The sequence below is a fragment of the Actinacidiphila acididurans genome (genome assembly GCF_016918855.1).
GTDB lineage: Bacteria > Actinomycetota > Actinomycetes > Streptomycetales > Streptomycetaceae > Actinacidiphila > Actinacidiphila acididurans.
This window is the reverse complement of the sequence record NZ_JADKYB010000015.1, coordinates 57019-75339: the sequence shown is the minus strand read 5'-3', so window position 1 is coordinate 75339 and position 18321 is coordinate 57019. Positions and strand designations below refer to the sequence as shown.

Below are 18321 nucleotides of genomic sequence, written 5' to 3'. Positions count from 1 at the left end.
GTCACAGCTCCCTGACGGACAGCAGTGGCCGGGCCCGGTCCCAGGGCACCACCGGCCCGGCCAGGCACAGCAGGAGGGGGCCGAGCTGGCAGTGCCCGCAGTGGCCGGTACCGCAGTGCATCGTCCGCTCCAGCGACACCTGGATCCGCTCGGCCGGCACCGAGCGGTGCACGAGTTCCCGGGCGGTGGCCCGGATCATGACTTCGGGACCGCAGACGAACGCGGCCGTCCCGGCCGGAGCGACAGCGGCCCGGTCCAGCAGCATGGTGACGACGCCCACGTCTCCGCTCCACCCCTGGGCGGGACGGTCCACGGTGGTGAGGACCCGCGCCCCGGCCTCCTGCCATTCCCGTGTCTCGCCGGGCCGGAGCAGGTCCCGCGGGCCGCGCGCCCCGATCAGCACGGCGACCTGCCCGTACCGCTCCCGGGCCGCCAGTACGCGGCGCACGACCGGGCGCAGCGGCGCGAGGCCGATGCCGCCGGCCACGATCAGCACGTCGCCGTCGGCCGGCACGTCCCAGCCGGTGCCGAACGGGCCCCGGACTCCCACGGTGCTGCCCGCCGCGGCATTCCGCAGGGCGCCGGAGACGGCGCCGACCGAGCGCACGGTGAGCGTCAGGCGGTGACCGTCCACCGCACTGACCGACAGGGGAATGTCACCCGCGCCGAAGGCGTACACCATGGCGAACTGCCCGGGACAGAATTCCGGGAGCGGCGTGCCCGACGGCTCCAGGACGATGCCGGCGGTGTCCGGCGTCTCGTCCGCGGTCCGTACGACGCGGTACGGCAGCGGCAGCGTGCCCGTCATGAGCGCCGTCATGCCGGGCTGCCCTCGGACGGTACGTGCGGGACGCCGTAGAGGTCCAGGAGCCGGATGCGGCACGCCCGCAGCCGTCTGCCGATCGCCACCGAGGCGACGCACCTGGTCAGTTCCAGGCCGAAGGCCGGATCCTCCTCGATGGCGGCACGGACGGGAGGCGCGTCGAATTCGTACGCCTCCACCGGCTCGCGCACCTGCGCTCCCAGATGCCAGCGGTAGGGCTCGAACAGCCACGACCAGCCGAGCAGTTCCCCCGGGCCCAGCGTCTCCATGACGACCGAGCCCTGCCCGGGGACCTGCGCGTCCAGGGCCACCAGGCCCGACCGCAGGATCCAGAACCGCAGGGCCTCCGCGTCCTCGTCGAAGACCCGCGCGCCGGCCGGGAAGGAGCGGTCACGGGCGAAGGCGAGCAGCCGATCCCGGTGAGCGGCGGACAGCGCGCCGAGGAACTGCTGTCCGGCGGTGGTCACGGCGCCTCCGGCGCGGATCCCGCGGCCACCCCGCCGTCGCGTTCGCGGGCCAGGGCGTGGGCCTCCTCGGTGATGTCGATGCCCACCGGGCACCAGACGATGCAGCGGCCGCATCCGACGCAGCCGGAACTCCCGAACTGGTCGTACCAGGTGCCCAGCTTGTGCGTGGCCCACTGCCGGTAGCGGCTGAGCCCCGTGGCCCGGACCGGACCGCCGGGCAGGTGGGTGAATTCCAGGTCGAAGCAGGACTCCCAGCGGCGCCACCGCTCCGTGTGGTCGCCGGTCAGGTCGGTGACGTCCTCGGCGGTGGTGCAGAAGCAGGTCGGACACACCATGGTGCAGTTCCCGCAGGTCAGGCACCGGGAGGCGACGTCCTCCCAGCGTGCGGCGGTGAGGGTTTCGCGCATGAGGACCTGGAGGTCGACCTGCGGCATGGTCCTGCCCATGCGGTCCGCCGCGGCGGCGACCGAGGCATGGGCGGCGTCCTGCGTCGCGGTGTCGGCGGGCCGGGACGGCACCTCGCCCAGCAGCGACTCGCCCTCCTCGGTGCCGGCCCGCACCAGGAACCGGTGTCCTGCCGAGTCGATGACCTCGGTCAGGGCCAGGTCGTAACCCGGCCCGGCGGCCGGTCCGCTGTCCATGGAGACGCAGAAGCACGTCGCTCCCGGCTCGGTGCACTCCGCGGCCACGACGAAGGCGCGCTCCCGGCGGCGCCGGTAGGCCGGATCCGGGTACCGGCCGCCGCTCAGAACACGATCCTGGACCGCGATCGCCCGCAGGTCGCAGGGGCGTACGCCGAGGAAGGCGTACGACGGTGACGGCCCGGATTCTGCGGAGAAGACCACGCTGCCGTCGGCGTCGCGGTCGGCGCTCCACTGCCTCTCCCGCTGTGGATGGAGGAAGGACTTCCAGGACTGCGGGCCGGCGCTGTGCGCGAAGGCCGCACCGTCCCGGCGCGGTGCGAGCCGGTACCGTCCGGCCTCGTGTGCCACGCCCCACCCGTACGGGAGGTCCGCTCCGCCGGTCACCTCGGCGAGGACGATCGCGCCGTCCCGGACGGTGGGCCCGATGACCGTGCGGCCGCGGGCGGCCAGCGCCCGGATCAAGGCGTCGAGGCCGACCTTGTCGATCACCGCGGCACGGTACGTCACCGCCATCGCAACCTCCCGGGCACGCTGGTCCTGACCTGCTCCCCGGCCCGCCGCCGAGGGGCCCCACCAGCGGCCAGCCTGGCGGGAGGGCTCGCCGATCGGCGTGACGACATCCTCGGGTTACTCCCGCTGCCGCCGTTACGTCGCCCGTACGGACCCTTCCCGCCCCGCCCCGCTGTCCGGAGAGCGCCGTCGGCCCTGACAGTGAGCGCCATGGACACGTCCCCCGCCCCGAACCCCGGACGGATCAGCGTGATCGGAATCGGCACCCGGTTCCGCCATGACGACGAGGCCGGCCGGGCCGTGGTGTCCGCACTGCTCGCAAGAGCGTCCCCGCTGCCCGAAGGGACACGGTTGCACATCAGCGACGGTGATCCGGCCCGGCTCGTCTCCCTGTGGGAGGGCGCGGATCTCGCTGTCGTCGTCGACGCCGCCCGTGCCGTACCCGGGCGGCCGGGACGCGTGCACCGGCTGGAACCCGGCGGCGGTCGCGCGGTCCCGGCGGCAGGCACCGCCGGCTCGCACGGGCTGGGTCTGCGGGACGCCATCGCGCTGGCCACGGCGCTCGACCGGTTGCCCGCCCGGCTGATCGTCTACGCCATCGAGGCCGGCGACATCGGATTCGGCACCGGCCTGTCCCCGGAGGTCGCCTCGTCGGTGGGGACGGTGGCCGACACGATCGCGCGGGAGTTGCGGCGCGCGGGCCCTCTGCCCACGGCGCCTCGGCACGGATGAGCCGGCCGGACTCCGCATGCGCCGCCCGCGGGTCCGCGGTACTTCGTCTCGGCTCACGGGGACTCCAGCCGGTCGAGAGCTGCTTCCTCGGCGACATCAGCCTGCCGGTCGTGGCCCGGGCCGAAATTCGCCTTCTCCACCGTGGGGTCCGTACGGCCGAGCGGGGCGGTCTCGCTCGCGGCATGAATGTCTTCGTCTAGTCGTGGGAAACCACCGCGACCGGGCACGCCACATGGTGGACGATGCCATGGGTGGCGGGCCCGATGTGCACGGCGCCGGGGCCGCGTCGCCTGCGCCGTCCGACGATCATCAGGTCCGCGGCCCGCCCCTCCTCCAGCAAGGTCTCGGCCACCGGGCCCGCGACGACTTCCCCGAGGGCCTGGACACCGGGATGCCGCGCGCGCCACGGCGCGAGAAGGTCCGCCAGTTTCCGGGCCCGTTCTTCGCGCAGCTCACGCGCCAACCGCGGATCGAGGGCGGGGCCGCCGTATCCGTACTCCCTGCGCACGTCCCACACGTGGACCACCCGAAGAAGGGCGCCGCGTGCGGCGGCCTCCTCGAAGGCGAAGGCAACGAGCGCGTCGCAGGGGTGATCGAGATCGGCGCCGAGCACGATCCGGCCACCGGGGGTGTCGCGGCCGGCCGCCGACCGGACCAGCACCACCGGCCGATCGGCGCGGGCAAGCACGTGGAGGCCGACCGAACCGTAGAGGAACCCGGCCACCGAGCCGAAACCGCGGGAGCCGAGGACGACCAGGTCCGCGGTCGCGGCCGCCCGCAGCAGCACCTTCATGGGGGTGCCGTGAGCCTGTTCCAGGGTGACGGTCAGCGCGGGATACCGGTCGGACAGTACTTTGGCGACCTCGCCCAGCCGGCTCTCCTCCCACAGGCGGATTCCTTCCGGATCAGGCGAGAACCGCACATGGCTCGTCGGCGCCCGCCACACATTCAGCAGGTGCACCGCCGTGTCCCGCATCATCGCTTCCTCGCCCGCCCAGTAGGCCGCCGCCATGCTCTGCGGGGAACCGTCGATTCCCACCAATACGTGCCGTGTCATACCGGTCACCGCCTTGTCGTGGCCGCGCGGCTGCGCGCCGTACCCAGGCTCGGCCAGCGGCCTTCCGGGCGCCATACGGACGACTGTGTCCGGGCGTACCAGCGGCAAGGAGGCGCCTTCCGGCCCCGGCCCCGCAGGGCCTTTGGTCCCTGTGCCCGGGCCCCGGCCGGCCCTACGACGCGGCAGGCCGGTCCCGCACGGTGGAGGTGACGTACTACGTGCCATCCGAGAGGCGGGATCGTGATGAAGCACCGGACGGTGGGTGACCTGATGACCCACACCGTTCACCGGGTCCACGCGGACACCCCCTTCAAGGAGATCGTGAAACGACTTGCCGATCACGACATCACCGCGGTACCGGTCGTGGACGGCGAGAACCGGCCGCTGGGCGTGGTCTCGGAAGCGGACCTGCTGCGCAGTCAGTCCGGCCGGCCGGACCCCTCGGGCCTGCTGGCCGTCCTGGACCCCGCGCGGGACGCCGGCCCCCACCCGGCAGCCACCACGGCCGGTGAGCTTTCGGCAACGACCCGGGGGCGACGGCGGGCTCACCGCGCGGGCGCGCGCCCGGCCCATCGCCGCTGGGCCGGATGGTCCCCGGCATGCACCGGTCGGCCCACGACGCCGCCTCGCGGAGGCTGCCACGGTGAAAGTGAAGAACCGAGCACCTGAGAAGGCGGTGCAGTCATGAAGCAATCGCTGATCATCGGCATCGACGGCTCGGACCACAGCCTGCGGGCGGTCGACTGGGCGGTGGCGGAAGCGACCCGGCGCGATCTTCCGCTGCGGCTGGTGCACGGCTCGCTGTGGGAGCGCTACGAGGGGGTTCGACCGGGGTTCGGCACCGAGCGTCCCGCCGAGCAGGTCATGGCCGAGCACGTCGTCGCCTCCGCCGTCGAGCGGGTCGAGCACATCGCCCCGGGGCTGGAGGTCTCCTCGGTGATCGTTCCGTCCGATCCTGTCCAGGCGTTGCTCCGGGAAGGGCAAGGGGCCTTCGCGATCGTCGTGGGCACCAGGGGCCGGGGGACGGTCGCCGGAATGCTGCTGGGATCCACCGGCCTGGAGGTGGCGGCCCACTCGCCGTGCCCGGTGATCGTGGTGCGTGGCGAGCCGGGCCGTGAGCTGAGCCGGGTGACACTGGGAATCGGTGACGACGGCAAATCGTCGGCGGCCATCGGGTTCGCCTTCCGGGAGGCCGAGATCCGCGACGCCGAACTGTACGCCGTCCACGCCTGGCACCATCCGGCCGACGAGCTTCCCGGAACCCGGCCGGCGACGGCGGAGGTTCCCGAGAAGTACGCACAGGACGCCGAGCAGGTGCTCGGCGGTGCCCTGCTCGCGGCGGCGCAGGAATTCCCGAAAGTCGACGTGCGCCGGGCGACTCCGGAAGGGCGGGCCCACCAGGCGCTGATCGAAGCCTCCACGGCGAGCGACCTCCTGGTGGTCGGTGCCCGCCGCAGGCAAGGGGCCGCCGGCGCGGTCGGCATGCAACTCGGCCCCGTCAACCACGCCGTGCTGCACCACGCCGCATGCCCCGTAGCGGTCGTGCCGCAGGAGCAGTGAGCCGCAGGCCTCGCGGGAAGGACCAGCGATGACCCACCCGCACCTGCGGGGGAGCGGGACCCGGGTGCACGCCCCGGGTCCCGCTACCGGTGGCACCGCGGGGCGCTGAGGTCACGGCATGCCGGCGCCGTGCGGTCCGTACAGGTCGAGCAGCCGGATGCGGGCACTTTGCATGCGGTGGGCCGTGATCTCGGCGACCCGCCGGGCCAGGGCTTCACCGAGTTCCAGGTCGGCCCGGGCCAGGGCGCGCACCGCGGTGGCGTCGAACTCCTGGGCACGTACGTCGCTCTGCGCTTCGGCGCCCAGGTGCCAGAGGTAGGGCGGGAACAGCCAGGAGCAGCCGAGCAGGTCGCCGGGACTGAGGACCTCGACCGGAGCGGGCCGGCGCCCGGGCACGGGAGTGTCCAGGACGACGGAACCGGTGTGGATCACCCAGAACCGGTCGGCCGGCCCGCCCTCCTCGAAGATCCGGGTACCGGCCGGGAATACCACGTCCTTGGCGAGGCCCAGCAGCCGGTTGCGCCCCGAAGCGGGCAGTGCGGCGAACAGATGGGTGGCGGGGGTGGTTCTCATGACGATGCCTCCGGAGTTCGCGGAGGACGACATCCCGGCGGCGGTTCGGGGCACGCGGGGAAAACTCGTCCTATAGCACCGTCTCACCGCGCCGTCGCCGTGTGCAGGGCTGCCCGGGGTAGCGACCGGGGGCCGTTCGGCCCGCTGCCTGCGCCCCGGCCCGGGCGCGTCAAGAGGTGCTCGGGCTTCCGGTTCACGACGACAGGTGGACGAGGGTGCCACCACCGCCACGCGGAGACGGCGCGGCGAGACCGGCGAGACGACCGGCGAGACCGCGGACAAGGGCGGGCCCAGGGCGTGCGGTCAGTGCGCGAGGGAGAAGTAGTTCTCCTCTTCCTGGGTGAAGTGCAGCCGCAGGACGCTGTACAGGCCGTAGAGGCAGGCGCGAAGGTCGTCGAGTTGTTCGGGGCGCAGGCGCCCCTCGGAGTCGGCGAGTTGGAGGTGGGTGCTGATACGGCGTGCGAGGCGGTGGATCTCGGTGTGGGCGCGGCTCATGGTGGCGGTGGTTTCGGGGCCGCCGAGAGCGGAGGCAAGAGCGGGGTAGAGCTGGTGTTCCTCGGCCATTTCGTGGGGCAGGAGGCGTTCGCTCAGGAGCCGGTCGACGTGGCGGACGGTGGCCAGAGCGGTGGGATCGGCGGTGTCGGTGAGGTGGTCGGCGGCCTCGCGGACGGCTTCGACGACCTCGCGCAGGTCGTCGTGCTCGGCGGCGAAGCGCTGGATGAGCTGTTCCGTCGCCGGTTCGACGGTGACTTCGGCTGCGCGGTCCAGGCGCAGGGCGCGCAGGGCGTTGAGGATGACGGCGACATCGATGGCTTCCTGGAGGAGCGCGCCGACGGCCGGCGGCAGCAGGCCGAACGCGGCGGCGACCATGGCGGCCAGTGACATCGCCATTCCGGCGAGCGCGCTTTGCGCGGCGATGCGCCGGGCGCGGACGGCTATGCCCGAGGCGTCGGCGAGGCGGTCGACCCGGTCGGTGGTCAGGACGATGTCGGCGGCTTCGGAGGAGGCGCTGGAGCCTCGGGCGCCCATGGCCACGCCGACATCGGCGGCGGCCAGGGCGGGGGCGTCGTTGACGCCGTCGCCGACCATGACGGTGACGGCTCGCTCACGTTCGGCGCGGACCGCGGCGACTTTGTCGGAGGGGGTCTGCCGGGCGCGGACGTCGTCCAGTCCCAGGACGGTGGCGATCTCCCGGGCCGGCTCGGTGCGGTCGCCAGTGAGCATGAGCAGGCGCTGGATGCCGGCCTGGCGCAGGCGTCGCAGGGTGCGCGGCGCGTCGCTGCGCAGAGGGTCGCGCAGCAGCAGGGCTCCGGTGAGCCGGCCGTCGACGGTGAGCCAGGCGACGGCGGCGCCGTCGAGGGTGGCACGGTTGTCGGCGGCACGTGCCCAGCCGGGCAGGGGTGCGCCGTCGTGCTTTCCGACGCTCACGGACATGGTGCCGATGCGGCCGGTGGCGCCGCGCCCGGGTTCCTCCTCGACGTCGCGGACCGGCTGCAGCTCAAGACGGCGGGCGTGGGCTTCGTCGGTGATGGCGCGGGCCAGGACGTGGGGGGAGTACTGGTCGACCGATGCGGCCAGGGCGAGGATCTCGTCGGGGGCGCGGCCGGGGGCGCGGCCGGGGGCCGCGGCGATGTCGAGCACGCGGGGCCGGCCGGTGGTGAGGGTGCCGGTCTTGTCCAGGACCACTGTGCGGGCGCGGCCGAGGGTCTCCAGGGCCGCGCCGTCGCGGACCACCACACCCTGGCGGGCGGCGCGGGACAGGCCGGAGACGATCGCGACAGGCGCGGCCAGCAGCAGCGGGCAGGGGGTCGCGACCACCAGGACGGCCACCGCTCGCACGGCCGAACCGCTGACCAGCCATGCCACGCCGGCCACCGCCACGGACAGCGGCAGGAACCAGGCGGCGTACCGGTCGGCCAGGCGGACCACCGGGGCGCTCTCGGCGCCGGCCTGCCGGGCGAGGCGGACGATTTCGGCGTACGTACTGTCCTGCTCGGTCGCGCCGGCCCGCAGCTCGAAGGCGCCGCCGGCGTTGACGCCGCCGCTGCGCACGCTCTCGCCCGCACCACGTTCCACCGACAACGACTCGCCGGTCAGCACCGACTCGTCCAGCACCGCGGTGCCGTCCTTGACGCGCCCGTCGACCGGAACGACCTCACCGGGACCGACGACCAGCAGGTCACCGACCCGCACTTCGGCCAGCGGCACCGTACGGACCTGGTCGCCTGTGCGGCGGCGGGCCGAACGCGGGGCGTGCTCCAGCAAATGACGCAGGTCGTGCGTGGCGCGGCGCTCGGCTGCGGCGTCCAGCCAGCGGCCTGTGGCGAGCATGAGCGCGATCAACGCCCCGGCCAGATACTCACCCGTCGCCAGCGTTCCGCCCAGCGCCAGGACGGCGATCAGATCGACCCCGGCCCGGCCACGCCGCAACGCCCCCAGCACCCAGGCCACAGCGGGCACGATCGCCACGACGGTGCCCGCGGCCCAGAAGGCGTCGGCGAGCGTTCGCACCCCGGCCGGCCACGCGATGCCGCCCGCTGTCAAAGCGGTGGCGGTGACCGCAAGCAGCACCGGCTCCGGCGAACGCCGGATCCAAGCGCCCGCTCCCCACACCCCCGCACGTTCGCCATCCGGTTGTTTCACCGTGCGCTCCGTCCTCCTGCGCCAGGTTCCTGGCTCCAGTACATCCCGGGGGACGGTGACCTGCCAGGGCACTTCGGACCGGCCTGCCGGGCCGTACGGGGTAACAGGACGCCCGCTTGCTCGCACTGCACCCGCGACCCCGGCCTCGGCGGGTCGTCATCCCGCGGTCGTGGCGTAGTGGCCCGGGCGGGAGCCGGAGACGCGGTGGAAGGCGTTGCTGAAGGCGCTGGCGGAGCCGTAGCCGACGCTGCGTGCCACTTCGTCGATCGGGCGGCCGCGGGTGAGGGCGTCTTTGGCCAGGGCCATGCGCCAGGTCAGCAGGTAGGTGATCGGGGTGGTCCCGACCAGGAGGAGGAATCGTTGCGCGAAGACGGATCGGGACAGGTGGGCGGTCGCGGCCAGGTCGGCGACCGTCCACGGGCGGCGGACGTCGGCGTGGACGGCGCGCAGTGCGGCGGCGATCTGTGGGTCGTGCAGGCCTGCGAGCAGGCCTTGCGGCGGGGTGTCGGAGGGTGTGCTGCGCAGCGCCTCGACCAGGACGACCTCCACCAGGCGCGGCATGACCAGTGAACTGCCCGGGCGGTCGGCCGCCGCTTCGTCGCCGACCAGGTCGAGCAGGCGGCCGATGCGTCCGGCGCCGCTGTCGGTGCCGCGCAGGTGGCTGAGCCGGGGGAGCAGGCCCATCAGCAGGTCGGCGTTGGCGGTCTCCAGGATGAAGTGGCCTCCGACGAGGCGGACGGGGTCCGCGGCTCCCGAGCCGAGACGGACCTGGTAGTCCGGGGAGGCGGCGAGCAGCGCTTCGCCGTCCGCGGGCGGCACGCCGGGGGCGCTGGCCAGCGCGAAGGCCGGCGGTCCGCACATGAGGAGGAAGTCCCCTTCGGCGAGTTCGAGGACGGGGCCGAAGCCGGTGAGGCAGCACCGCCCCTGCGCCACCATCGCGAAGTTGACGTCCGTGGTGGCCGGGAAGCCGATGCCCCAGGTACCGGCGGCTTCCATGCCCTTCCAGAACACGGCACGGGGGCGGATGAGGTCGACCAGGTCGGCCAGCGGATCAGTCACTCGGACGCTCTCTCATCAATCGCGGACCTCCGATTATAGACCGTCCCGCACCTTGGATTGCAGGCTTGGAGGCATGACAGAGCGAGAGCACCCCACAGTACTGATCACCGGAAGTTCGTCCGGTTTCGGCCGGGAAGCGGTGGCGTTGTTCCGTACGCGGGGCTGGAACGTCGTTGCCACCAGCCGCACCCCGGATACCGGCCCGCAGGCCGATGACCTCCTCGTCGCCGCGCTGGACGTCCACGACACCGACTCCATCGACACCGCCCTCTCCCGGGCCGTCGAACGGTTCGGCCGGCTGGACTGCGTGGTGAACAACGCGGGACAGGGCCTGCTGTCGGTCTTCGAGAGCACCCCCATGACGGCCGTGCGCCAGATGTTCGAGACGAACCTGTTCGGCATGATGGAAGTGACGCGGCGTGCCCTGCCGCACCTGTCCGCGCGGGGCGGCGGCCGGGTGGTCAACGTGGCGTCCGGTACGGGCATCGTCCCCGAGCCGTTCATGTCCGTCTACGCGGCGACGAAGTTCGCGGTCGAGGGATTCTCGGAAGCCCTGCGGTACGAACTGGCCCCTCGCGGCATCACCGTCAAGCTCGTCGAACCGGGCCTGGTGCGCGGAACGAACTTCATGGACACCACCACCGCCGCCTCACTGGCCGTCCCCGTGCCCCCGGCCTACCGGGACCACGTGAACCAGGCCATCGCCCGATACATGGAGCCGTCCTCCTTCGACCTGGCCACACCCGCCACGGTCGCCGAAGCGATCGTCACCGCGGCCACCGACACCACGTCCCAGCTGCGATACGTGATCGGTGAGGACATCGAAGCGACAGCGCGCATGCGCCGCGAGACCAGCGAGAAGCAGTACAACGACTGGGCACTCGCGACCTACGGCGGCGAGCAGCGCTGACCGCGGGGCTGCCCGGAATCCCGGGGCGCCGGTCCTCAGCCGACCTCCCGCACCCTCGCGGCGGTCCGCTCGGCGAGCTCGCGGATGCCCTTCGCGGCATTCTCCGAGAGCTCGCCGAGTACGGCGTCGGCGGCGGCAAGGAGGGCCCGGGCCTCCTCGGGGCGGCCCGCGTCGGCCAGGGCCAGGGTGAGCCGGTAGTGCTCCTCGGCGATGAAGCGGCCGAAGTTGACCCGCTGCCAGTGGCGCAGCGAGTCGGCGGCCGGGGTGGCCAGGGCGTCGCGCACGGCGGCCAGGCTGTCCGCCGCCTGCGGCAGCCGGCCCGCCTCCCGCTCCAGGCGGGCCAGGTCGCGTCGGGCCGAGGCCCGGTTCCATGCCGTCTCCTGAAGCGCGGCGTACAGGCGCTGGGCGCGCAGCGCCTGGGGAAGGTCGCCGAGTTCCTCGAAGTCCCGGGCGAGCCGGCTCAGCGCAGCCGTGGCCAGGGTGTGGGGCGCCTCGGGGCGGCGGAGTCTGCCCTGGTCCATGAAGATGTGGTCGAGTTCGCGGATCAGTGTCACCCGCGCGAGCTCCGTCATCCCCTGGTCCCGCGCCAGGCCGGTCCAGGTGGAGACCGGCTCGTCCGACGGGTCCGTCCCGAACATCGACTCGTCGAGCGCCCGAGCCCACTGCCGCAACTCGTCCGCGCTCGCACCCGGTTCCGGAATCTCGCTCAGGCCGCACGCGGTGTCGAAGTCCGTCTTCCGGACCTCGAGCAGCAGGGGCAGATCCGCGGTGTCTCCGCGCAGCCCCACCAGCACGGCCGCGAGCCGCAGTTCGTCCGTCATCGAGGACCGTGTCTCGTGCCGCAGCAGATGCCGCAGCAGGTCCGGATCGCCCTCGGCGCGGTCGAACTGCGCGGCCCGCAGGGCGATCCGGCGCCGCACCGGGTCCTCGGCGACGTCACGCCACGCCGTGCGGTCACCCTCCCGCAGCCGGGCGAGATCGGCGCGGCCCGCCGCGAGCACCGGCTCCCACAGCGGGGGCCCGGCCGGGCCCATCCGGTCGTACGCGCACCCCTCGTCCGCGTTGAGCAGGACGAAGTCCGGCTCGGTGCGCAGCAGCGCGGCACGCAGCCTGCCCACCAGCTCGACCGGGGAGCGTCCCGGAAGCCCAGCGACGCACGCAGCTCGGCCCGCTCCTCGTCGATTCCGTAGTACTCACGGATCTCGTCCTCGGTCTCCGCGACGCACGCAAGGATCTTCTCCTCGCCGTCGTCCGGCGACAGACCTACGTAGCCGCGCCAGCCGGGCAGGCCGATCACGAGCTCCAGGGCCTCGTCGACACTGGAGCCGATGATCCCCGCGGCGCCCTCCGAGTCGGCGTAGAGCACCGAGCCGTCCGCGCACACGAAGTACGTACCGCCGGTGTCGTCCCCGGCCAGCGTCTCCAGCGGGCCGCCCGAGGCGAGGCGGACCTCCTCCACATGGCCGTGGGCGGCGCGGTCCAGGTCGAAGTCGAAGGGGAAGGCGGCCAGTTCGGCCAGGCGGCGGTCCTGCCGCAGCAGCCGTAGCGCGTGATCGGTCACGTCACAGAAAGTAACACCGGTGCGCCGCTCGGAGCAGCGGGCGAGGCGGTGGAAGGCGTACGGCCCCACTCGTCCGCCGCCCCGCTCCGCAGGCCGGCCCGGGTATCCGGGGGACGGCCGAAACGGTGGATCCGGAGCGGCCGATGTGGGTCTCACCAGGGGCGTTCCGTTCGGCTGCCGGGCATCCGGCTGACCCTGCGGCTGCGTACGGGCGCCGAGCGCTTGATCGTCGGAGGGACCGAGCCGCCCTCCGCATCGGGCGGCAGTGCTGCGAGCGCTATTGGGGTTGCACTGTGCGTATTACCGGGTTGGGGCACGCTGGGCTGTACGTCGAGACGGCCGCGGGGTCGGTGCTGTGCGATCCATGGGTCGCTCCGGCCTTCTTCGGGTCGTGGTTCCCGTTTCCGGACAACAGCGACCTGGACTGGGACCGCTACGGCCGGGACGCCGACTATCTGTACGTGTCCCACCTGCACCGGGACCACTTCGATCCGGTGACCCTGCGCCGTCACGTACGCAAGGACGTCACGGTGCTGCTGCCCGCCTACGCCACCGCCGAGCTGGAGAACGAGCTGCGGGCACTGGGCTTCACGAACTTCCTGCGCACCCGCGGCGGCGTGCCCGTCGAGCGGGACGGGCTGCGCATCATGATCACCGCTCTGACCGGGCCGGGCGACGGGCCGATCGGGGACTCGGCGCTGTCACTGGACGACGGGGAAACGGTCCTGCTGAACCAGAACGACGCCCACCCGCTGGACACCGCCGCGATTCTCGAATTCGGCGAGGTCCACGCGCACTTCCTGCAGTTCTCCGGCGCCATCTGGTGGCCCATGGTCTACCGCATCCCCCACGAGGCGAAACGGCAGTTCGCCGAGCGCAAGCGCCAGGGACAGTTCGAGCGGGCGGTGCGCTACATCGAGGCGCTCCAGGGCGTCCACGTCTTTCCCAACTCCGGACCGGCCTGCTTCCTCGACGAGGAGCTGTTCCATCTCAACGGCACCGGCCGGGACCAGGAGAGCATCTTCACCGACCAGCGGGAGTTCCTGGAGCAGCTGGCGCAGGTACGCCCGGAGGTCCGGGCGCACCTGTGGCTGCCGGGCACGGTCGCGGAGGTCGGCAAGCGCGACTGCGAGGTCGTCCACCGGCACGCCCCGGAGGACATCGACTACCTGTTCGACCACAAGTCCGAGTACCTGCGGTCCTACGCCCGCCGGCGGCAGCCGGAGCTCGACGCCGAGCGCGCCGGCCGGGCCCCGGCCCTGCCGCCGGACGAACTGCTCGCCGCGCTCAAGCGCTGGTGGGAGCCCCTGATGGCCATGGCCGACCGGATCTGCGCCGGCGTCGGCGCGCCCCTGCGGCTGGACGTCGACGACATCTCCGTCGTCGTCGACTTCCCCGCCCGGCAGGTCCGGCTGTGGGACGGCGAACCCTGCCCCTACGTGCTGTCCACCGCCGGGGACCTCGTGGCCACCAACATCGCCGCGCGGGAGGTCGACTGGTCCAACAGCCTGCTGCTCTCGCTGCGCTTCAGCGCCGAACGCGTCGGCCCCTACAACGAGTTCGTCTACACGTTCTTCAAGTGCCTGTCCGGAGAGCGCATCGAGTACGTGGAGAACTACTACGCCTCCGCCGACGACGACGGCGAGGACGTCGTCATCGACGACTGGCAGGTCCAGCGCCGCTGCCCCCACTTGCGCGCCGACCTCTCCCGGTTCGGCACGATCGAGTCCGACGTGCTCACCTGCGCCCTCCACGGCTGGCGGTTCGACCTGACCACGGGGGAGTGCCTCACCTCGGACGGCCACGAGATCCGGGCCTCCCGCACCGCCCCGGCGCCTCAGCCCGCGGCGCCCGAACCCGCCGCGCCCGAACCCGCGGCGCCGTAGCCCGACCCCGGACGGACGGCTCCGGGCCGTCCGTCCGGTCAGTCCCAGACGGATTCGGAGACGGGGCGCCACTTCTCGTCGGACTCGGCGAGGGCGGCCGCCCCGGCGCCTGCGTACTGGACCGCGTCGCGGCCGAGGAGAAGACGGACCGGGGCGTCGTCGCGACCGGCCAGCTCGACGACGGTGCCGGCGATCCGGGCGGGGTCGGCGGAGTGGGCCGCCGATGCCTCGCGGTCCAGGCCGCGGAGCATGTCGGCGAAGGAGCCGACCGTCGGCCGGTAGGGCTCGCTGACGGGCGGGATGGTCATGGAGGAGCCGGCCCAGTCGGTGCGCATGCCGCCCGGCTCGAGCACGGTGACCTTGATGCCCAGGGGTGCGACCTCCTGGGCGAGGACGGTGGAGAAGCCGCCCACGGCCCACTTCGCGCTCTGGTACGCGGCCAGGCCCGGCGAACCGATCCGGCCGCCGACGGAGGAGACCTGGAAGATGTGGCCGGAGCCCTGCTCGCGCAGGATGGGCAGCACGGCCTTGGTGACGTGGAAGACGCCGTAGAAATTGGTGTCGATCTGGGCGCGGAAGTCCTCGACCGTGGCGTCCTCGACGGAGGCCAGATCGGCGTAGCCGGCGTTGTTGACGACCACGTCGTAGCGGCCGAAGGCGGTCAGGCCCTCCTGGACGGCGCTTCGCACCTGGTCGTAGTCGGTGACGTCGAGGGCGACGGGGTGGACGCGGTCGCCGTAGCGGGCGACGAGGTCGTCGAGCTGTGCGGGCTTGCGGGCGGTGGCGACCACCCGGTCGCCCGCCTCCAGGGCGGCGACGACGACGGCGCGGCCGAGACCGCGGGAGCTTCCGGTGACGAACCAGACTTTGGACATGGGGATGCTCGATTCCTGTGGCTGCGAGTCCCGTGCGGAAACCTGTGCGGAAAGGGACGGGTACACGGTGACGGCAGCGCGTAAGGCCAGGTCAGACAGCCTTCGCGCACTTCGGGCCGCCTGCCCGTCGCGATGTCCCCAACGTAAGACACCGCCGGTCTGATGTCAAAAGACCGTAGGTCTGTAACATGGTGGGCATGACCACTTTCCAGCGGGCCCGCAGTGAGGAGCAGCGCGAGATCCGGCGCCGGGTGATCCTCGACACCGCCGCCGCCATGCTCGACGAGATGCCGGTCGGCGAGGTCAGCCTGAACGAGCTGAGCCGCCGGGTCGGGCTCGCCAAGTCCAATGTGCTGCGCTACTTCGAGTCGCGCGAGGCGATCCTGCTGGAACTGCTGGACCAGGCGTGGCAGGAGTGGACCGCCGGCCTGGCCGGACCACTGGCGGCCGGCGTGGACGCGCAGGCCCCGGTGGGCGAGCGCGCCGAGCAGTTCGCCGCCGCCGTCACCGCCTCCCTCGCCGACCGCCGGGTCCTGTGCGACCTGCTCAGCGCGCAGGCCGGCGTCCTGGAGCACAATGTCTCGCCCGAGGTCGCCGCCCGCTACAAGCGGGCCGCCGTCGCCAACGTGGCCGAACTGGCCGCCCTCACCCGCGTCCACCTGCCCGAACTGGGCGACGCCGCCGGCTCGCTGGCCGCATCCGCGATCATGGTGATCGGCGCGGTGTGGACCCACGCCCGCCCGTCGCAGGCCATGCTCGCCGCTTATGCGGCCGACCCCTCCCTCGCCGTGCTCCGGATGGACTTCGCCGCCTCCCTGCGGCAGATGCTGGCCACGCTCACCGCGGGCACCCTGGCCCGTACCGCCGCGTCCTGAGCAGTTCCGTGAGCGCCGCTTTCACGGAAGAACGGGTCACTTCTTCATCACCCGCCCGTCAATGCCCGCCCCGGCACAACACATGCAGCGCGTACCGTAAGGTCACTCGTATTCGCTTCCGCTTTTTGATCCGGATTGCTTCGCCGCGCGTTTTTCCGGCCGCCGCCCGGGAATGAAGTACGCGCCGGATCACGGCACAGTACGCCCGGACGGGCCGGGGGGACGGCTTGTGTCGGCCCGCGCCGGGCATGTGCGGAAGTGGGGGAGACCAGAGTGGGCGACCCAGGACGCCAGGGCACTTTTGTGCCGAAGGTCGTTGTGGCCATCGATTTCGGGACGCACGGCTCCGGGTTCGCATGGGCGACCGTGTCGAACCTTCAGGACATCACCAATCACCGCTACATCGCCTACCAGGACTTCAAGGGCAGCGGTGGCGGCAGCAGTTCCTATCCGAAGGATCTGACTGCGGTCCTGGTGGACGGGCACGGCACGCCGCGGGAATTCGGGTTCAAGGCGCGCGAGCGCTGGCAGAGCGAACTCAACCAGGGAAATCCGAGCGGTTTCGGATACGCCACCAGGTTCAAGATGGCACTGCGTGCCGACGCCCCGCCGTCGGACGTACCGCGTTACCTCGGCAGTCTCGCCGGAGCCGATCGGCAGGTCGTGCGGAAACTGATCGCCGCCTATCTCGGCAACGTCCACCGGACGGCGCTCAAGGAGATCGAGGCGACCGGCTACCGGGGCATCAGCTTCACCGCCGACGACATTCGCTGGTGCATCACCGTGCCCGCGATCTGGCGGGACTCGGAGAAACGCGCGATGCGCGAAGCCGCGGCGGCGGCCGGCATACCGACCGGCGAGGAACGGCTCCTGCTGGTGAGCGAGCCGGAGGCCGCGGCCGTGTACTGCGCGCTCACCTCCGGCACCCTGCTCGGGCCGCAGCGGCCGGAGAGCCGGCTCGACGTCGACACCGCCGGCAGCCGCTTCATGGTGGTCGACTGCGGCGGCGGCACCGTCGACATCACCAGCTACCAGATCCGCACCGAGGGGGTCACCGGCGACCGCCTGGCCGAGATCGGCATCGCCGACGGCGGGCCGCTGGGGTCGGCGTACATCAACCAGCACTTCGTCGACACGGTGCTCGCCGACCGCTTCGGGGCCCAGGAACTGAAGGCGCTGACGGCCTCCCACCCCCGGGAGATCGCCAGGCTGGAGGACCGCTGGGAGGAGTGGAAGGTCGGCCTGCACTCCGAGACCGCGCCCGACGGCACGCCGACCATCGTCACGCCCTGCGACATCGAGGTGCCCGGGCGGCTCTGGGAGGCGCTGGCGCCGGCCACCCGGCAGCGCATGACCGAGCAGGCCTTCGGCGATCCGTACCACCTCGTCGTCACCCCGGAGGAGGTCGTCGCGGTCCACGAGTCGGTGGTCGGCCCGATCCTGGACACCATCGAACGCCAGCGCCGGCTCGTGCTCGACGGCGGCCCGGTCAAGGGCGTCGACCAGATCGTCGTCGTCGGCGGGTTCGCCCGCTCCACCTACCTGCGCGACCGGATCGCCCAGCGGTTCGGCGCCGAGGTCAAGGTACTGATCCCGCAGGACCCGGCGGTCGCGGTCCTCGGCGGGGCCGTGCACTTCGCGTACGACCCGGCGGTCATCTGGGGGCGCCGGTCGAAGTACACGTACGGCTACGAGTGCTCGATGTCCTACCGCGACGGCATCGACCCGAAGGGCAAGCGGCACGTCACCGAGGAAGGCGAGGAGATGTGCGCCGACCGCTTCAGGGTCGTGGTCAAGCGCGGCGAGACGGTCCGGGTCGACGAAGTGGTCGACACCAGTCTCAGGGTGACGCCCCGCAGCAGCCGCATCTTCGAGATCGGGCTGTTCGCGACCTTCAGCGACGATCCGCAGTACACCACCGAGGACGGCTGCGAGCGGGTGGGGACCGTGACCGCGGACGTGACCGGTTCGGTCGGACGGCCGTCGTACGAGCGACTGCTCGACATCTATTACGCGTTCGGCGGCACTGAGATCGCGGTCGAGACCCGGGACCGCATCAGCGACGTGCGCCGCAAGGCGACGATCGAGTTCACCGAAATGTACGGGCGCCGCGGCGGGGCGTCCGGCGGCAAGGCGGGAAGCTGAT

The 18321-nt window shown here is 72.4% G+C and carries 17 protein-coding genes; 7 read left to right on the top strand and 10 right to left on the bottom strand.

Annotated elements, in window-relative coordinates; all coding sequences use genetic code 11:
* Window position 1: 1 nt before the first annotated feature.
* The 3 genes from ITX44_RS26075 to ITX44_RS26065 are packed head-to-tail and all read right to left on the bottom strand — an operon-like array spanning window position 2 to window position 2447.
* Complete coding sequence (locus tag ITX44_RS26075) at window positions 2-808, bottom strand: FAD/NAD(P)-binding protein (RefSeq protein ID WP_205359828.1); 807 nt, start codon at window positions 806-808, stop codon at window positions 2-4.
* An 8-nt stretch (window positions 809-816) separates the two neighbouring features.
* On the bottom strand, window positions 817-1290 hold the full coding sequence (locus tag ITX44_RS26070; RefSeq protein WP_307795488.1) for a Crp/Fnr family transcriptional regulator: 474 nt from the start codon (window positions 1288-1290) through the stop codon (window positions 817-819).
* The gene (locus ITX44_RS26065; RefSeq protein ID WP_205359826.1) at window positions 1287-2447 is read right to left on the bottom strand and encodes a 4Fe-4S dicluster domain-containing protein; all 1161 of its coding nucleotides are present in this window, start codon (window positions 2445-2447) and stop codon (window positions 1287-1289) included. Before ITX44_RS26065 ends, ITX44_RS26070 begins: the two co-directional genes overlap by 4 nt.
* A 207-nt stretch (window positions 2448-2654) precedes the next feature.
* Between ITX44_RS26065 and ITX44_RS26060 the strand changes: the two genes are divergently transcribed.
* Complete coding sequence (locus ITX44_RS26060) at window positions 2655-3176, top strand: hydrogenase maturation protease (RefSeq protein ID WP_205359825.1); 522 nt, start codon at window positions 2655-2657, stop codon at window positions 3174-3176.
* Between the two features lie 196 nt (window positions 3177-3372).
* On the opposite strand, the gene ITX44_RS26055 is transcribed toward ITX44_RS26060, so the two are convergent.
* A complete protein-coding gene (locus ITX44_RS26055; RefSeq protein WP_205359824.1) occupies window positions 3373-4308 on the bottom strand; it encodes a universal stress protein in 936 nt (311 codons plus the stop codon).
* A 168-nt stretch (window positions 4309-4476) separates the two neighbouring features.
* On the opposite strand from ITX44_RS26055, the gene ITX44_RS43095 reads away from it, so the two are divergent.
* Complete coding sequence (locus ITX44_RS43095) at window positions 4477-4902, top strand: CBS domain-containing protein (RefSeq protein WP_205359823.1); 426 nt, start codon at window positions 4477-4479, stop codon at window positions 4900-4902.
* A gap of 15 nt (window positions 4903-4917) precedes the next feature.
* Window positions 4918-5793, top strand: a complete 876-nt coding sequence (locus ITX44_RS26045; RefSeq protein ID WP_205359822.1) for a universal stress protein — start codon at window positions 4918-4920, stop codon at window positions 5791-5793.
* A 111-nt stretch (window positions 5794-5904) separates the two neighbouring features.
* On the opposite strand, the gene ITX44_RS26040 is transcribed toward ITX44_RS26045, so the two are convergent.
* From ITX44_RS26040 to ITX44_RS26030, 3 genes are all read right to left on the bottom strand, one after another.
* The gene (locus ITX44_RS26040) at window positions 5905-6366 is read right to left on the bottom strand and encodes a Crp/Fnr family transcriptional regulator (RefSeq protein ID WP_205359821.1); all 462 of its coding nucleotides are present in this window, start codon (window positions 6364-6366) and stop codon (window positions 5905-5907) included.
* 303 nt (window positions 6367-6669) lie between these two features.
* Window positions 6670-8979: a heavy metal translocating P-type ATPase gene (locus ITX44_RS26035; RefSeq protein ID WP_205359949.1), complete on the bottom strand. Its 2310-nt coding sequence runs from the start codon at window positions 8977-8979 to the stop codon at window positions 6670-6672.
* A gap of 186 nt (window positions 8980-9165) precedes the next feature.
* Complete coding sequence (locus ITX44_RS26030; RefSeq protein ID WP_205359820.1) at window positions 9166-10068, bottom strand: AraC family transcriptional regulator; 903 nt, start codon at window positions 10066-10068, stop codon at window positions 9166-9168.
* A 73-nt stretch (window positions 10069-10141) separates the two neighbouring features.
* Here ITX44_RS26030 and ITX44_RS26025 point away from each other — a divergent pair, with 73 nt between their 5' ends.
* Window positions 10142-10978, top strand: coding sequence for an SDR family oxidoreductase (locus tag ITX44_RS26025; RefSeq protein ID WP_205359819.1), 837 nt, complete (start codon window positions 10142-10144; stop codon window positions 10976-10978).
* A gap of 35 nt (window positions 10979-11013) precedes the next feature.
* On the opposite strand, the gene ITX44_RS41470 is transcribed toward ITX44_RS26025, so the two are convergent.
* Together ITX44_RS41470 and ITX44_RS41465 are read right to left on the bottom strand one after the other, a co-directional pair.
* The gene (locus tag ITX44_RS41470; protein ID WP_236061626.1) at window positions 11014-11898 is read right to left on the bottom strand and encodes a hypothetical protein; all 885 of its coding nucleotides are present in this window, start codon (window positions 11896-11898) and stop codon (window positions 11014-11016) included.
* Window positions 11796-12539: a hypothetical protein gene (locus ITX44_RS41465; RefSeq protein ID WP_236061624.1), complete on the bottom strand. Its 744-nt coding sequence runs from the start codon at window positions 12537-12539 to the stop codon at window positions 11796-11798. The genes ITX44_RS41470 and ITX44_RS41465 overlap by 103 nt, the downstream gene beginning before the upstream one ends.
* 308 nt (window positions 12540-12847) lie before the next feature.
* Between ITX44_RS41465 and ITX44_RS26015 the strand changes: the two genes are divergently transcribed.
* Window positions 12848-14425 (top strand): Rieske 2Fe-2S domain-containing protein, encoded by a 1578-nt coding sequence (locus ITX44_RS26015; RefSeq protein ID WP_236061623.1) that lies wholly within the window; start codon window positions 12848-12850, stop codon window positions 14423-14425.
* A gap of 38 nt (window positions 14426-14463) precedes the next feature.
* Here the strand turns inward: ITX44_RS26015 and ITX44_RS26010 are convergent, their stop codons facing one another.
* Window positions 14464-15300 carry an SDR family NAD(P)-dependent oxidoreductase gene (locus ITX44_RS26010; RefSeq protein WP_205359817.1) on the bottom strand — a complete coding sequence of 279 codons (837 nt, stop codon included), beginning with the start codon at window positions 15298-15300 and terminating at the stop codon, window positions 14464-14466.
* Window positions 15301-15497: 197 nt separating this feature from the next.
* Here ITX44_RS26010 and ITX44_RS26005 point away from each other — a divergent pair, with 197 nt between their 5' ends.
* Both ITX44_RS26005 and ITX44_RS26000 read left to right on the top strand, forming a co-directional pair.
* Window positions 15498-16175 (top strand): TetR/AcrR family transcriptional regulator, encoded by a 678-nt coding sequence (locus tag ITX44_RS26005; protein WP_205359816.1) that lies wholly within the window; start codon window positions 15498-15500, stop codon window positions 16173-16175.
* Between the two features lie 273 nt (window positions 16176-16448).
* Window positions 16449-18320 (top strand): Hsp70 family protein, encoded by a 1872-nt coding sequence (locus ITX44_RS26000; protein ID WP_205359815.1) that lies wholly within the window; start codon window positions 16449-16451, stop codon window positions 18318-18320.
* Window position 18321: the final 1 nt, after the last annotated feature.

What these genes read in the sequence shown, in the direction of transcription:
- ITX44_RS26010 (WP_205359817.1), bottom strand. Translation starts at nt 15,300, where the DNA reads ATGTCCAAAGTCTGGTTCGTCACCGGAAGCTCCCGCGGTCTCGGCCGC.
- ITX44_RS26060 (WP_205359825.1), top strand. Translation starts at nt 2,655, where the DNA reads ATGGACACGTCCCCCGCCCCGAACCCCGGACGGATCAGCGTGATCGGA.
- ITX44_RS26025 (WP_205359819.1), top strand. Translation starts at nt 10,142, where the DNA reads ATGACAGAGCGAGAGCACCCCACAGTACTGATCACCGGAAGTTCGTCC.
- ITX44_RS26045 (WP_205359822.1), top strand. Translation starts at nt 4,918, where the DNA reads ATGAAGCAATCGCTGATCATCGGCATCGACGGCTCGGACCACAGCCTG.
- ITX44_RS26075 (WP_205359828.1), bottom strand. Translation starts at nt 808, where the DNA reads ATGACGGGCACGCTGCCGCTGCCGTACCGCGTCGTACGGACCGCGGAC.
- ITX44_RS43095 (WP_205359823.1), top strand. Translation starts at nt 4,477, where the DNA reads ATGAAGCACCGGACGGTGGGTGACCTGATGACCCACACCGTTCACCGG.
- ITX44_RS26005 (WP_205359816.1), top strand. Translation starts at nt 15,498, where the DNA reads ATGACCACTTTCCAGCGGGCCCGCAGTGAGGAGCAGCGCGAGATCCGG.
- ITX44_RS26040 (WP_205359821.1), bottom strand. Translation starts at nt 6,366, where the DNA reads ATGAGAACCACCCCCGCCACCCATCTGTTCGCCGCACTGCCCGCTTCG.
- ITX44_RS26065 (WP_205359826.1), bottom strand. Translation starts at nt 2,447, where the DNA reads ATGGCGGTGACGTACCGTGCCGCGGTGATCGACAAGGTCGGCCTCGAC.
- ITX44_RS26055 (WP_205359824.1), bottom strand. Translation starts at nt 4,308, where the DNA reads ATGGCGCCCGGAAGGCCGCTGGCCGAGCCTGGGTACGGCGCGCAGCCG.